Raw genomic sequence first — 15112 nt, 5'->3', positions numbered from 1 at the left:
GTTACGAACAAAGAAAAGGACATTCCCATGACTACCAATCAATCATTACTTGAGCGCCGCAAAGCTGTTTTACCAACAGGACTTGGGGTTGCCTTTCCTATCTTTGCAGAAAAAGCAAAGAACTCAGAAATCTGGGACATCGAAGGCAAGCGCTATATCGACTTTGTCGGTGGTATCTCAGTATTGAACACGGGTCATAGCCATCCAAAAATTACCCAACGTGTCCATGAACAGTTAGACAAATTTACGCACACTGCAGCGCAAATGATTAACTACGAATGCTATGTGGATCTGGCTGAAAAGCTATGTGAAAAAGCGCCTATCAGTGGCGATACTAAAGCGTTCTTTTTGACCACTGGCGCAGAAGCGGTTGAAAACTGCATCAAGATTGCTCGTGCTAAAACCCGTCGTCCAGGCGTGATTTCTTTTGTTGGTGGCTGGCATGGTCGTACCATGATGTGTATGAGCCTGACGGGCAAAGTACTACCATACAAAAAGAACTTTGGCCCGATGCCAGGACCTGTATTCCATGCGTTGTTCCCTGCAGAAGAGTTGAACGTAACAGAAGCGCAAGCGCTACATAGCCTTGACATGATCTTCCAAGCAGATATCGATCCTAGTGAAGTGGCGGCAATGATTATCGAGCCAGTCCAAGGCGAGGGTGGTTTCCATCAGGTAACGCCGTCATTTGCTAAAGCATTGCGTGAGATTTGTGATGAGCATGGCATCGTGCTTATTTTTGATGAAGTACAGTGTGGTTTTGCGAGAACCGGTACGTTGTTCGCCACTGAACAGCTAGGTGTTGAGCCTGATCTAATGACTGCTGCGAAGAGTTTGGCTGGTGGTTATCCTATCTCTGCGGTCATCGGTCGTGCTGACATCATGGATGCGCCGCAAGTAGGCGGCTTGGGCGGTACTTACTCTGGTAACCCACTTGCTTGTGTGGCGGCGCTTGCTGTTATGGAAGTGATCGAAGAAGAAAACTTACTTGAGCGTAGTATCGAGATTGGCGATACCATTGCTTCATTCTTAAAAGGCTTGAACCTTAGCAGTATCGGTCATATCCGTCATAAGGGCGCTATGCTAGCGTTTGAATTGATTGATAGCGAAGGCAAACCTGATGCAGCCGCCGCAGCCAATCTAAAAGCAAAATCATTTGAGCAAGGTTTGCTACTAGCGTCTTGTGGTATGTATGGCAATGCCATTCGTGTGATGGTGCCATTGACGGTCGAAGATGAAGTGCTACAAGAAGGCCTTGATATCATCAAAGGTATTCTAACGGCATAAGCAATACTGAGTGTTATTTACTTTAGCGATGGAGCGCTTTTAACCAAGTACAGCTAGTTCAAGTACCGATATTGGTTAAAAGATTGTATGAAAGATAACGGCAAGGTTGCCCTTATGACGCTCGCTTTGAGTGAGTTTTTCAACGGCGCCTTGCAAGTCAAGACGCCGTTTTTGTTTTTGCTGTTTGAATACTATACCGACGGCAAATACAAGTTTTTCGGCGACGCGACAGACACAACAAACATGATGGGTATGATTCCATGAAACAAAAATAGTGTAACTGTAACAGGTTGACACGGATGACACACAGACAAGGAGTAAGTTATGTCTGAACTAAAGAAATCGTTAGGAACGCTGGATATTATTGCATTAGCATTTGGTGCAATGGTTGGTTGGGGCTGGGTAGTGTTGGCAGGTGGTTGGATTTTATCTGCGGGTACGTGGGGCGCGATGTTGGCGTTCTTGATAGGCGGGCTAGCAGTGATACTGATCGGCGTGACTTATGCTGAGCTTGCTGCCTCTATGCCGATTACTGGTGGCGAGCATACCTATACGCATCGAGCGCTAGGGGTCAATGTCTCCTTTATTTGCTCATGGAGTATTTTATTCGGTTACTTCTCAGTCGTCGCGTTCGAGGCGGTTGCCTTACCGACAGTCGTAGAATATTTCATTCCTAATTATAACCAAGGGTATCTTTGGACCATTGCTGGGTGGGATGTGTATGCCACTTGGGTGGGCGTCGGAATGCTGGGATCTGTCATCGTCACTTGGCTGAATATACGCGGCATGGAAGTCAGTGCTTGGTTCCAAAAAACGGCCGTATTGGGCATTTTATTCGTTGGTACGTTATTGTTCATCGGTGCGGTCTTGTTCAATCCCGAAACCTCAAACTCGATACAAGCGCCAGCATTCATTGGTGGGGTTGGCGGTATCATGGCAGTGATTGTCATGGTGCCTTTTATGTTTGTCGGTTTTGATGTCATTCCACAAGCGGCAGAAGAGATTGATTTAACTCGGCCCAATATTGGCAAGTTTTTGATTGTCTCTATTGTGGTTGCCGTGCTGTGGTATGTGGGTATCGCTTGGAGCGTCGGCACGACTTTGCCACTTGTCCAAGCAGAGAACTCAACCCTCGCTACTGCTGATGCGATGACCAATGCGTGGCAAGGTAAGTGGGCAGGTATCTTACTGGTTATCGGTGGTGTGCTGGGTATTTTATCAAGCTGGAATGCATTTCTTATCGGTGGTAGTCGCCTGTTGTACGCGATGTCAAAAGCACATATGTTGCCAGCGTTTTTGGGCAAATTGCATCCAAAATACAATACGCCATCAAATGCTATCTTATTGATTGGTGGTTTGGCGACGTTAGCACCATTATTTGGTCGTAAAATGCTGGTTTGGATCGTAGATGCAGGTGGTTTTGGCATCGTCATTGCTTATACCTGTGTGGCGATATCATTCTTAGTATTACGCTATCGTGAGCCTGATATGGTACGTCCATTCAAAATACCCGCAGGTAAACTGGTCGGTATGGTCACGATTGCGCTCAGCATTGGTATGTTGATGCTGTATATGCCAGGTATGCCATCGGCACTGACACCAATCGAGTGGTGGATTTTCTTTGGCTGGACTGTCTTGGGCATCGTGTTATATGGCTATGCGAGAGTGAAATATCCGGGTATTAGTGAGGCAATCATGGCAGAAGAGCTGCGTGAATTAAAAATCGTCAATCAGTTGTGGTTAAAAGACAATCCTCCCAAACGTTAAGCTTGTCGAGCAGAACTTTTAGCCAAATCATCCTTCAAAAAAAGGCCTAACATTCAATGTTAGGCCTTTTGCTATTCTAGAAACCACGCTATTGATTAAGACTTATCACGAATCAGCTTATAGTTTAAGAACTCAGTGATACCAAGCGTACCAAGCTCGCGACCAAATCCTGAACGTTTAACGCCGCCAAATGGGGTATTGGCTTCGGTACCAGACGGCGCGTTGATAGTGACCATGCCTACTTCTAGCTTGCTAGCGATGTCTGCTGCTAGGGCGGGATCTTGTGTCTGAATAGACGCACCTAGACCGAATGGTACATCGTTGGCAATCTTGATCGCGTGTTCGATGTCATCTGCTTTGTAAATCACAGCCACCGGACCAAACAATTCTTCACGGTACACATCCATTGATTCAGTCACATCTGTCAGAACAGCAGGCGCAAACCAAGCACCCGGCTTGTCTTTTACCATACCGCCTTCTACCAATACTGTCGCACCTGCTTGAATGGCACTATCTAGCTGCGCTTGCAAGTTGACCGCAGCGGCTTTTGATGACATTGGGCCAATAAACGTATCTTCCTTAAGCGGGTCGGCCAAAGTCATGTTACTGACCGCATTGGTAAAACCTTCGACGAATTTGTCATAGACTGATTCAATGACGATCAAACGCTTGGCTGCGTTACAGGCTTGTCCAGTATTACCAAAACGACCAGAGATAGCGCCTTGTATTGCTTGTTCGATATCGGCATCGGCTGCGACGATAAAGGCATCTGAACCGCCCAATTCTAAAACGACTTTTTTGAGTGCGCCGCCAGCTTCTTTTGCAACGGCTTGTCCAGCGCGTTCAGAACCTGTTAGCGAGACACCTTGTACGCGTGTGTCATTGATAATGGTCGCTGATTGCTCATTGGTTGCAAAGATATTGTTATAAACACCTTCAGGTACGCCTGCATCTTTAAAGATATCGACGATAACTTCTGCTGTATTTGGACACTGCGGTGCGTGTTTTAGAATAATTGTATTACCTGCCATAAAGTTTGGCGCGACAAAACGTGCCACTTGATAATGCGGATAATTCCACGGCATGATACCGAGTAGAACGCCAACAGGACGTTTTTCTACCGAAGCTGATCCTGAGTCAACGTCAATGGTATTCGGCGCGAGTAGCTGCTCAGCATTGTCTGCATAGTAACGATAGATCTCAGCGACCAGACCGATTTCACCCTTGGCTTGTGCAACGGGTTTACCCATCTCACCCGCCACGATACGAGCCAGCTCGTCTTGACGTTCCAGATAGCTATCGGCAATTTTATGCAGTAGTGCACTGCGCTCACTCAATGAGACTTGACGCCAGTCTTGATATGCGTTGTCAGCCTGCTCGATGACTTGCTGGATGTCTTGTTCAGTGGCGGTAGGGTAAGTGGCTTCTAGTTCGCCAGTGGCTGGATTGTTGATTTGATAATCGCTCATATTTTTTCCTTATTTTTAGCGTGTTTTTGGGTTTAAAATCCATTTTTGGGTTTATGCTTATACTTTCAGTTGCTAATAAGTGCGATTTATTATGGTTCATTCTATGCCAAGCGGCGTGTTTTAGAGTGACGCTTTGGTTACAGGTTGTTGCTGGGTAATACAATGAATATTACCGCCGCCATAGACAATCTCTTTTGTGCGTACTCCCACTACTTGATGCTGCGGAAAGATTTTTTCAAGCTGCTCGATGGCGAGTGCATCATTTATATCATCATATTGCGGTACGATGACCGCGTCATTACAAATCAAAAAATTGGCATAGGAGGCGATACAAACATCACCCGTTAGGCGAGGTTTGGCATCATGAGATTGATGAGTGTTTACAGTGGTTGATTATCTTCAGTTGTTTCTACCGTATCGACATTATCCGTTGTCTTCGATTTTTCTTTAGTCAGCTTTATTTTTGGATTTTTAGCAACAGGTTCGATGTTTTTTACAGCGACATTTAGGGCGGGTTTAGATGCTTTTTTTAGACTGCGTTTGATGCGTCGAACTGCGATAGCATCTGCTTCTACTTGTTCTTCGGCAAGCGCCGTATCATGTAAGCCTTGATATACCTCAAGCGTCTTTTCAATCATTTCACGCATGGTAAATTTGTTGGTCATTTCAGGACGCGTCACACTCTCCAGCTGATTTCTAACCGCTTTACAAAGCGCGTTGGCATTATATTTTTTTACCAGTCCTTGCGGGTAGAGTGGTTGTAAAATCTCGCTAAAGGCTGCTTGATCCCAACCAATAACTGGCGTACCTAGATGTATGGCTTGTAGGGCATTGATACCGATTGACTCGGGCTCATTGGCAAGTGCCATGACAATATTGGCCGCTGATAGCCATTCTCGCATATCATTACGTTTGCTGCCCACATAGGTAATGCGCTCCGCCAATCCTAAGCTGTTGGTGCGTTGGCGAAAATCTTCATGAGCGACATCGCCGTCTTTATAGTCTTCATCCATAATAATGACATGAATATTGGGGAACTGCTCTTGCAGGTTACCCAAGATATCGATGAGCCATTCTTGCCCATACTCGTTACCGATTACGGTTGGGAATACGAGCCATTTTTTGTGCTCAAGCTCAGGGTATTCAGCAAAGGTATGACGTAACCAATAGACCGACGGATTATGACGATAAGGGTAGCGCCGAGTATCGATACCACGATAGATACGCGTGATGACCTTAGGATCTACGTCTTCGATGCGCAGTCCTTTTTTTAAGTATTGAGTGACACTATCAGATACGGTGATTATCGTATCAACATTGAGTAGAGCCTGAGAGTATTTATTGATTGGATAAAAACCATACATGGTCGAGACCAGTTTGGGAAAACGTCTGACACGTGCGCGGCGCAGTGCCAAATGCAATATCCATGCAGGGGTACGCGAATGTACATGAATGACATCGGGTTCGTACTTTTCTATCAAATGCCGTAGTGCAGAGACTTGCAATAATGATAGCCAAGACTTTTTATTCACGTGTAGCTGATGGTAAATATTGCCATCACGTTTGAGACGTCTAACCAAATCATTGTCTTCATCGGCACTCGAGACAATGATAGAGGTGTGCTCATTTTTAACCAATGCTCGGCCAAGATGAAAAATGCCGCGCTCGGATTCATCATGCTTTAGAGACGACAGTAAGCGCATAACTTTCATAATAGCGTTGGTCACCGGTTAGTAATATCAATTTGCTATTGTCAGTTAAAAGCGATTAAAACTCAACCATCAAGATAAAAAGATAAGGTCAGGTAGGGGTTTTTAGACTATATAAGCGTAAGACGTGGATTAATTAATAAGCACCAAAAGCCATTAGCGTCGTTTTTGTAAGTGCTCAGCATTGGGCAGTACTTGTTTTTCACTCAAGTATTTCCAGTAGCGCTGCGGGAGATATTGTTTATGTAGCTTAGGGTTTTTGCGCTCTTTGATATTGACGTTGGTAAAATACCCTTGCCAGAATTTTTGATAGCGCTGTTCATCAGGACTATGGACGCTAGCAGGATTGCGTAGTACCGCATCATCGAGGTCGGTGATGGTTTGCAGCTTTGCTGGACGTGATGGCGTGCTATTACTTTTATCATAATAGATGCCGTAGCCCCGAGTCAGATCATAGATTGCCCAGTGCTGATCCTGATAACGCTGCCGAAAATGCTCTCCGATCAGTGGCAGTACATTAAAATCAGGCTCTACACGTGCAAAATAAATATCATCAGTCGTATGCTCAAAACGTACAAATGCCTCCATACGATGTTTTTCACGACCAACCGATTTGACTGTCTGTACTAGCTCCAGAACATCTAGATTGCCAAGGTCTTGCATAATTTGACGGTTAGGGTAATCAATGGCGTATTTGACCACGCGAAACAATGTCGTACCGATATCTTCTTTCTCTGATAAAAAACCCCACAAGATATTTCGTATGCCTGAGCGACCCAATAAGATATTTAATTTGACCAACACGCGCTCGGCTTTATCCTCATCAGTTGCCACGCTAGTCGTCTGAGCGATGAGTGAGGGCATATAGCAATCTTGCGCGGTTAGTTTCAGTGACATATCGTTTTGTAGACGATTGGCATAGACATAAAATACTGCACTCAGCCAACCTTCAAAGCTAGGCTCATACAGTACAATGCTAGGCGTCAATTGACCGACAGCGTAAGAGTCGTTTTGCATAAGTGCTGACATGTTTTATCCTACATTTCTATCATAAATACAGTAGCGAGATAGCAGGTTTTTTAACACGTGCTATCTAGAGCCATTTTAAAATAAAGCCAACTGCCCAGTACGTTGATCGTTAAACTTGGTCTGCGTTTGAGCCAATACATACTGACGAAAATTATCGCGCGTTAAATGAGCAAGGTGCTCGTTTTTGCCAGTGGTCGCGATGAAGTATTTAGCACGGTTGACCGCAGCACCCATCTTTTTTAGATGGTATAGCGTCAATTGATTGAACTTACGTGCTTTGACGATTTTCTTGGCAGTCTTTGTACCGATACCTGGGATACGCACAATCATCTCATATGTCGCTGTCTGAATATTGACTGGGAAATGCTCGCGATGGCGTATTGCCCAAGAAAGCTTAGGGTCGCAGTCTAAATCTAAAAACGGTGACTCCGGCTCCACAATCTCATGCGCACCAAAACCATAAAAACGCATTAACCAATCTGCCTGATACAGACGATTCTCCCGCACCATCGGCACAGGCGTTCCAATCGCAGGCAAGCGATTATCAGAGAGCATAGGTACATAACCTGAGTAATAGACCCGCTTGAGATCGTACGTTTTGTAGAAGTGACTCGATAGCTGAATTACCTGTAGGTCAGTCTCGTTACTCGCACCAACGATCATTTGACTGGTCTGACCTGCTGGCGTGAACTTAGGCGCTTTTTTGTGAGTTTTACGGCTTTCACGAATGGTGATGATCTCTTCTTTTACCGTCTCCATCGGTGCCTTTAATTGATCGTGAGATTTTTCTGGCGCAAGCAACGCCAATCCTGATTTGGTTGGAATCTCGATATTGACGCTCAAACGATCCGCATATAATCCTGCTTCTAGCAGCAGCTCTTTTGACGCACCTGGAATGGTCTTTAGGTGGATGTAACCATTGAAGCGCTCACGCGTACGTAAGAGTTTGGCGACTTCGACCAGTCGCTCCATCGTATAGTCGCCACTTTTAAAGATACCAGAGCTAAGAAATAACCCTTCGATATAGTTACGGCGATAAAACTGCATGGTTAAATCGACGACTTCTTCGACACTGAACGCGGCGCGCGGCGTGTCATTGCTCTTGCGCGAGGTGCAATAAGCGCAGTCGTAAATGCAGTGATTGGTCAAAAGAATCTTTAATAGGCTGACGCAGCGACCATCTTCGGTATAGCTGTGACAGATACCCGTTGCTGAGGCATCGCCTAGTCCGCCGCCTTGGTTTTTACGAGTACCAGCGGAGAATGAGCAAGAGACATCATACTTGGCAGCATCGGCCAAAATATTGAGTTTGCCCTGTAATCTTTCATAATTGATGTTTGCCATAAGTCGGTTATTACCAATTAATTGATGAAAGACTATTTTACCAAAATTATCGCTAAGTCATTGTATTAATAGGATAATTATAAAAACAACACGACAAATAGTGTCGTATGATTCGTGTCTGATATAGTAAACAGTAGTTTGAGGTTTATTTAAAGGCTAAACTCTGTGGCTTAATATATTCACTTTTTAAGGGTAAATATAGATTTTTTCAAACATTCCAAGAAAGGCTCTTTTAGAGGGATTTTATGCTCAAAAAATTTAAAGAAAAATCAGCGTCTCAAAAGTTCGATACGTTTCTAAATGTCTCGTTTATATCTTTTTTCATTGCACTCAATTTTTTGGAATGGCAGGGTAGAGGTTTTCCGCAGGAGTCGGAGCTACAATACAGTGAAGGCATTATCACTGATACGGGATTTAGTATAGCCTTGCAATCTATCGAAAATCCTAAACAAATAACGCTTTACGGCTGTAGCTATAATGTATTTGGCTTTATTAATACTGGGTCATGTATGGGTCCTACATACCTTGAACCTAGGCTTGGCAAGTACGCAAGAGTTGGTTGGTACTATCAGCCCAATTTTTTAGGCGTATCGAATAATTTACCGCAATTAGTCAGCTTAGACATTAGAGAATCAGAGGAAGATCTGCAAATAACTTACGAAGATACCAAAAACCTAATGTTCGATCAAAACATGATAAGAGTGCTCACTACGTCAATCTTTGGTTTTGGTTTTATCTTTTTTATGACAAAACTTAATAATCTAATTAATCGGCCTATTCTGTATAAAGAAAAATAATCTTCTCTAAAAGCTCAGCTATTTCTGCCACTGCATCAAGCATTTATATCCTAAGCTTAAAGCAGTGCTTTACCACACTCAAAACCAAGCCACCGACACAAAAAAGGTCTTGCTGACTAGATAGCTAGTCCACAAGACCTTTTACATATACTGGTATCTATTCAATAATAATACGCTATAACCTAATTTTTATTGAACCTTGGCACGTATGACGACGGTTTTGGCTGCATTGGCATCAAAGTTAACCAAGTTCCATTTTAGACCAGAGTAGTTTTCTTGGACAACCACCGTGTTGCCAACTTGCTGAATGGTTTGATAGCTGTCTCCGCCAGTGGTAGCAAGTGTCGGCAGAGGACTATTCAACGAGACTAACTGGACGCCACTTGGTACTGAGATCATGGCGTTGATGTCATTGACTGGCTGTGCCGTGGTATTGGTATAAGTGGTGTGATACTCGATCACGTCACCAGGGTCAATATGATTGGCAGGAACGGCAACTTCACGTCCATCAGCATTTTTTAGAATTTTTATCACTTTGGTATTGGCATTGACCACGCCAGGCGTACTAAAAGTCGGGGTCAATTGCAAGGTATCTAACGTGGTCGTCGTTGTCGTTACTTGATTGGTCACTGGCTGCTGCGTAATCACTGGCGGGGTGACATTAGTTGCGACAGGTAGTACTTGTGTCACGCTGCTGGCAGGCGTAGTAATCACATCTACTTTAGTGACTTTATTGGTAATAGAGTTAGTCACTGGTACGCTAGTAACGGTCGTCGTACCTTGGACAACAGGAGACTGACGCATGACATAGCGTGGCACAGTGGTCACCTGAGTTACCGCGTACGGCATGCCGTCTTGCATGGTAATACCGTTTGGCGTCGCCGTAATCGTAGCAGTTTTGCCATTAGAGTATTGCTCGACCACCGTGGTGCTACCGCTCGCAGAGGAGCTAATAGCAATCTCAGGAGCAGCATTGGCCGATGATGCGGCCAATACGATACCTGCTAGCATTGCAGATATAGCTGTATTTTTTGCCATAGTCGTTTTAGCAGTTGATGCTTGAAAACCATTGTTCGTAATCATAAAAGACTCCTCAAAAATAATAGTAAGTAATACAACAATAGATAATGCTTAGATAAGCAAAACCCCCGCTAAATGACACCAAAAAATATGCCAAATAACGAGGGTAGTAGTGCTGATATTAGCCTATGTATGCGATCAGACCATCATTATTTTTAGTAAAAGCGCCGCAGTGTTAACTTGCATAGAAGTTATTCAATCTTAACTATTTCTTACTGAATAAACTTAATATTGAAGCTATGGTGCACTCAAACTCAAATAATTATGCGCCAAAACAAATCATGGATAAAAGCAGCATTGTGTAACCAAAATGGTATAAATGCTATCTATGTGTAGTACAGCTTTCATCTATGGAGTCGCATAACTAAGTCGCTAGGCGCAACCATTGTCATCGAAGCTGCTATCTAAAAGTCATTTCTCGAACTGTCTATCTTTGAGAGTATCAAAATTCTAGATTAGAACGCAGTGTAGCTATTAAGTGTCGCTATTAATCGTATATAACTTTCATGACTTCATATTCAACCACACCCTTTGGCGTTTCGATGCGGACTTCGTCGCCTTCGAACTTACCAATCAAACCACGAGCGATTGGTGAGTTGACTGAGATTTTGCCAGCTTTAAAGTCAGCCTCATCATCGCCAACGATTTTGTACTGTTTTTCTTCTTCGGTGTCCATGTTTTCGATCACGACGCTGACGCCAAACACGATACGGCCTTCTTTTGGCAGTGTCGAAGGATCGATGACTTGAGCGCCACCAAGTTTGGCTTCGATATCGCGAATACGTGCTTCACAAAAACCTTGTTGCTCGCGGGCAGCATGGTATTCAGCATTTTCTTTCAAATCGCCGTGTTCGCGTGCTTCAGCAATCGATGCTGTGATACGTGGACGGTCGACACTTTTTAGCTGTTTTAATTCGGCTTCTAAAGCCGCGTGTCCTTGCGGAGTCATTGGGTAACGTTGCATGTTTTTTCCTTAAACCAATAACACCACACCACCTCATAATGAGATGGTGTCAGTGTTGTTGCAATGGATATAAAATATAAAAGAGTGATAATTAAGACGATGTAATGAATAAGTTGGCCATCATTTATGAGTGTATCTCACCTCAATTCAAGCATAGGCGCACTTAAGCTTACGTAATAAAAAGCATAGTCGCAATTTAGCCACTATGCTTTTTAGGTCTATCACGGTAAAGGTATCGTTCCTCAAGCATGGTTGGCTATATTTAAAGCAAACAACGATACTTGAGTGAGCTTTTAGGCAAGCCTAACGGTTATGCTTAATCTACTGAAATTATTCAGCCACGTCAATAGACTTTGCTTGCTCATGCAAATCTTGTAACTTATAGACATCAAACGGTAAGTCAATCGCGTAAGATTTGCAGACCGCATCAGCAGCACCTAACGTGGTGACGTAGAATACTTTGCCCTGTAGCGCACTACGGCGAATAGAGAACGAATCCTCTTGAGCTTGCTTACCTTCAGTGGTATTGATGATAAGGTCGATTTTGCCGTTTTTCAAGGCATCAACGATATGCGGACGACCTTCAGTGACCTTGTTGATTTGCTGACTTTCGATACCAGCGTCGCTCAGTACTTTTTGCGTGCCAGTGGTCGAGACAATCTTAAAGCCAAAGTCTGCAAGCTGACGAGCAATCGGAGCAATTTGGGCTTTGTCACTGTCACGAACTGAGATAAAGACGGTTTTTGTCTCGCCTTCAGTCGGTAGACCTGGCAGACGCTCATTACTACCGATAATGGCCTTGTAGAATGCTTCGCCAAAGGTTTTACCCACGCCCATGACTTCGCCCGTTGATTTCATTTCAGGACTCAAGATTGGGTCAACACCTGGGAACTTAGCGAATGGGAATACCGCTTCTTTGACCGCATAGAATGCTGGGACAATCTCAGTAGTAAAGCCTTGATCTTTAAGCGAAGTACCAGCCATACAGCGCGCTGCAACCTGTGCTAACGAAGTACCGATACACTTAGAGACGAACGGTACTGTACGTGCAGCACGTGGGTTCACTTCTAGGATATATACGGTTTCGCCTTTTACTGCGAACTGTACGTTCATCAGACCGATAACGCCCAGCTCTTTTGCCATAGCGACCGTTTGTGCGCGCATCACGTCACATAGCTCTTTAGACAGTGAGTATGGTGGTAGTGAGCATGCTGAGTCACCTGAGTGAACGCCAGCCTGTTCGATATGTTGCATGATACCGCCGATGACGACATCAGTACCATCACATACGCAGTCTACGTCAACTTCGATAGCATCATCTAAGAAGCGATCTAGTAGGACAGGCGCTTCGTTCGATGCTTGTACCGCAGTACGTAGGTAATGTCTTAGCTCGTCTTCGTTGTAGACGATTTCCATCGCGCGGCCACCTAATACATAAGATGGACGTACAACCAATGGATAGCCTACGTCTTTTGCTTTAACCAAGCCATCTTCCAAACTGGTTGCTAGTGCGTTTGATGGCTGTACTAGGTTTAGCTGTTGAATCATATGCTGGAAGCGCTCACGATCTTCGGCACGGTCAATTGCATCTGGGCTAGTACCGATGATTTTAACGCCTGCTGACTCTAGTGCACGAGCAAGTTTCAATGGTGTTTGACCACCGAACTGTACAATCACGCCATCTGGATTTTCAATACGAACGATCTCTAGCACGTCTTCTAACGTGATTGGCTCAAAGTATAGACGGTCAGAAGTGTCATAATCGGTTGAAACCGTTTCAGGGTTACAGTTAACCATTATGGTCTCGTAACCGTCTTCACGCATGGCAAGCGCTGCATGCACACAGCAGTAATCAAACTCAATACCTTGGCCGATACGGTTAGGACCGCCACCGATAACCATGATTTTCTTTTTGTCTGTTGGGTTTGCTTCACATTCGCTATCGTACGTTGAGTACATATAGGCCGTGCTAGTAGCAAACTCTGCGGCACAGGTATCTACACGCTTATAGACTGGGTAGACGTTTAGATCCCAACGCTTTTTGCGTAGCTGCTTTTGTGAGATACCAAGCAATTTAGCCAAACGCAAATCTGACAAACCTTTACGTTTAAAGCTACGTAAATTTTTCTCGTTCAAGCCGCCAAAACCAAGTGATTTTACCGTGGCTTCTGTTTTAACGATGTCTTCGATCTGTACCAAGAACCATGGGTCAATCTTGGTAAAGTTAAACACTTCATCGACACTCATACCGACGCGGAATGCATCAGCAACGTAGTAGATACGCTCAGGTGTTGGAATGGTTAGACGATTGATGATTTCGCTACGCGCTTTTTCAACGCTTACTTTCGATAAGTCAATTTGCTCGTCAAAGCCATCCGCACCTGTTTCCATACCGCGCAATGCTTTTTGCATAGACTCTTGGAAGTTACGACCAATTGCCATCACTTCACCGACCGATTTCATCTGAGTCGATAGGATGTTGTCTGCTTGTGGGAATTTTTCGAAGTTAAAACGAGGTATCTTAGTCACGACATAATCAAGCGCAGGCTCAAAGCTGGCTGGCGTTTTGCCACCAGTGATGTCATTTTGCAATTCGTCTAGCGTATAACCAATAGCCAGTTTTGCTGCGATTTTGGCAATCGGGAAGCCAGTGGCTTTTGAGGCTAGGGCAGATGAGCGTGATACGCGTGGGTTCATCTCGATGACGACCATGCGACCAGTGTCAGGGTTGATACCGAACTGTACGTTTGAGCCGCCTGTTTCTACACCAATTTCACGCAGTACTGCCAATGAAGCATTACGCATGATTTGGTATTCTTTGTCCGTCAAAGTCTGCGCAGGTGCGACGGTGATTGAGTCGCCTGTATGCACACCCATTGGATCAAAGTTTTCGATGGCACAAATGATGATGCAGTTGTCGTTTTTGTCACGAACCACTTCCATCTCGTACTCTTTCCAACCAATCAATGACTCATCGATAAGCAGTTGATGGTTTGGTGACAAGTCAAAACCGCGCTCACAGATTTCAATGAACTCATCGCGGTTATAAGCGATACCACCGCCTGAACCGCCCATCGTGAATGATGGACGAATTATACACGGATAGCCCATTTTTTCTTGAGTCGCAAAGGCTTCTTCCATGGTTTCAGCGGTTTCAGCGCGAGGGCACTCAAGGCCGATACGCTTCATGGCTTTATCAAACAAGTTGCGGTCTTCTGCCATCTCGATTGAGTCTTTGGTCGCGCCAATTAACTCGCAGTTATACTTGGTCAATACACCGTGCTTGTCTAGCTCTAGCGCACAGTTTAGTGCTGTCTGTCCGCCCATCGTTGGCAAGATTGCATCTGGACGCTCTTTGGCAATGATTTGCTCAACGGTTTGCCAAGTAATCGGCTCGATATAGGTTGCGTCAGCCATGACAGGGTCGGTCATGATGGTTGCAGGGTTTGAGTTGACCAAGATGACACGGTAGCCTTCTTCTTTTAGTGCTTTACACGCCTGTGCGCCTGAATAGTCAAACTCACATGCTTGGCCGATGACGATAGGGCCTGCGCCAATGATAAGAATGCTTTTTATGTCGGTACGTTTTGGCATAGTTAGAGCTACCTTCGGTTGGGTGATAATTTGAGTAATCTTTATTTTTGATAACGCTTATGGCGTTTTATA

The 15112-nt window shown here is 44.6% G+C and carries 11 protein-coding genes and 1 pseudogene; 4 read left to right on the top strand and 8 right to left on the bottom strand.

All coding sequences use genetic code 11. The annotated features are described in order from the left end of the window. Positions 1-27 precede the first annotated feature (27 nt). The 3 genes from gabT to CXF69_RS01700 all read left to right on the top strand — a co-directional run bounded on the left by gabT (position 28) and on the right by CXF69_RS01700 (position 3054). Positions 28-1287 (top strand): 4-aminobutyrate--2-oxoglutarate transaminase, encoded by a 1260-nt coding sequence (gene gabT / locus CXF69_RS01705; protein ID WP_102078276.1) that lies wholly within the window; start codon positions 28-30, stop codon positions 1285-1287. Positions 1288-1401: 114 nt separating this feature from the next. Continuing rightward, positions 1402-1551: a hypothetical protein gene (locus CXF69_RS14285; RefSeq protein ID WP_166739214.1), complete on the top strand. Its 150-nt coding sequence runs from the start codon at positions 1402-1404 to the stop codon at positions 1549-1551. A gap of 60 nt (positions 1552-1611) precedes the next feature. Beyond that, the gene (locus CXF69_RS01700; protein WP_102083155.1) at positions 1612-3054 is read left to right on the top strand and encodes an APC family permease; all 1443 of its coding nucleotides are present in this window, start codon (positions 1612-1614) and stop codon (positions 3052-3054) included. Between the two features lie 95 nt (positions 3055-3149). Here CXF69_RS01700 and CXF69_RS01695 read toward each other — a convergent pair whose 3' ends face one another. From CXF69_RS01695 to CXF69_RS01675, 5 genes and pseudogenes are all read right to left on the bottom strand, one after another. Next, positions 3150-4523 carry an NAD-dependent succinate-semialdehyde dehydrogenase gene (locus tag CXF69_RS01695; protein WP_102078370.1) on the bottom strand — a complete coding sequence of 458 codons (1374 nt, stop codon included), beginning with the start codon at positions 4521-4523 and terminating at the stop codon, positions 3150-3152. Between the two features lie 120 nt (positions 4524-4643). Then, positions 4644-4856: pseudogene (locus CXF69_RS01690) on the bottom strand (agmatine deiminase family protein); the annotation flags it as partial. A gap of 47 nt (positions 4857-4903) precedes the next feature. Continuing rightward, on the bottom strand, positions 4904-6235 hold the full coding sequence (locus CXF69_RS01685) for a glycosyltransferase family 4 protein (RefSeq protein WP_102078369.1): 1332 nt from the start codon (positions 6233-6235) through the stop codon (positions 4904-4906). A gap of 153 nt (positions 6236-6388) precedes the next feature. Beyond that, on the bottom strand, positions 6389-7261 hold the full coding sequence (locus tag CXF69_RS01680) for a TIGR03915 family putative DNA repair protein (RefSeq protein WP_102078368.1): 873 nt from the start codon (positions 7259-7261) through the stop codon (positions 6389-6391). A 75-nt stretch (positions 7262-7336) separates the two neighbouring features. Then, positions 7337-8605 carry a putative DNA modification/repair radical SAM protein gene (locus tag CXF69_RS01675; RefSeq protein ID WP_102078367.1) on the bottom strand — a complete coding sequence of 423 codons (1269 nt, stop codon included), beginning with the start codon at positions 8603-8605 and terminating at the stop codon, positions 7337-7339. Positions 8606-8850: 245 nt separating this feature from the next. On the opposite strand from CXF69_RS01675, the gene CXF69_RS01670 reads away from it, so the two are divergent. Beyond that, positions 8851-9402 carry a hypothetical protein gene (locus CXF69_RS01670; RefSeq protein ID WP_102078366.1) on the top strand — a complete coding sequence of 184 codons (552 nt, stop codon included), beginning with the start codon at positions 8851-8853 and terminating at the stop codon, positions 9400-9402. A 189-nt stretch (positions 9403-9591) separates the two neighbouring features. On the opposite strand, the gene CXF69_RS01665 is transcribed toward CXF69_RS01670, so the two are convergent. The 3 genes from CXF69_RS01665 to carB all read right to left on the bottom strand — a co-directional run bounded on the left by CXF69_RS01665 (position 9592) and on the right by carB (position 15040). Further along, on the bottom strand, positions 9592-10485 hold the full coding sequence (locus CXF69_RS01665; RefSeq protein ID WP_227543650.1) for a hypothetical protein: 894 nt from the start codon (positions 10483-10485) through the stop codon (positions 9592-9594). A 484-nt stretch (positions 10486-10969) separates the two neighbouring features. Further along, complete coding sequence (greA, locus tag CXF69_RS01660) at positions 10970-11446, bottom strand: transcription elongation factor GreA (protein WP_057760725.1); 477 nt, start codon at positions 11444-11446, stop codon at positions 10970-10972. Positions 11447-11776: 330 nt separating this feature from the next. After that, positions 11777-15040 (bottom strand): carbamoyl-phosphate synthase large subunit, encoded by a 3264-nt coding sequence (carB, locus tag CXF69_RS01655; protein ID WP_102078365.1) that lies wholly within the window; start codon positions 15038-15040, stop codon positions 11777-11779. Positions 15041-15112: the final 72 nt, after the last annotated feature.

It is taken from the genome of Psychrobacter sp. Choline-02u-9 (assembly GCF_002836505.1).
Taxonomy (GTDB): domain Bacteria; phylum Pseudomonadota; class Gammaproteobacteria; order Pseudomonadales; family Moraxellaceae; genus Psychrobacter.
The sequence above is the reverse complement of the archived record's forward strand: the minus strand, read 5'-3'. Positions and strand labels throughout refer to the sequence as shown.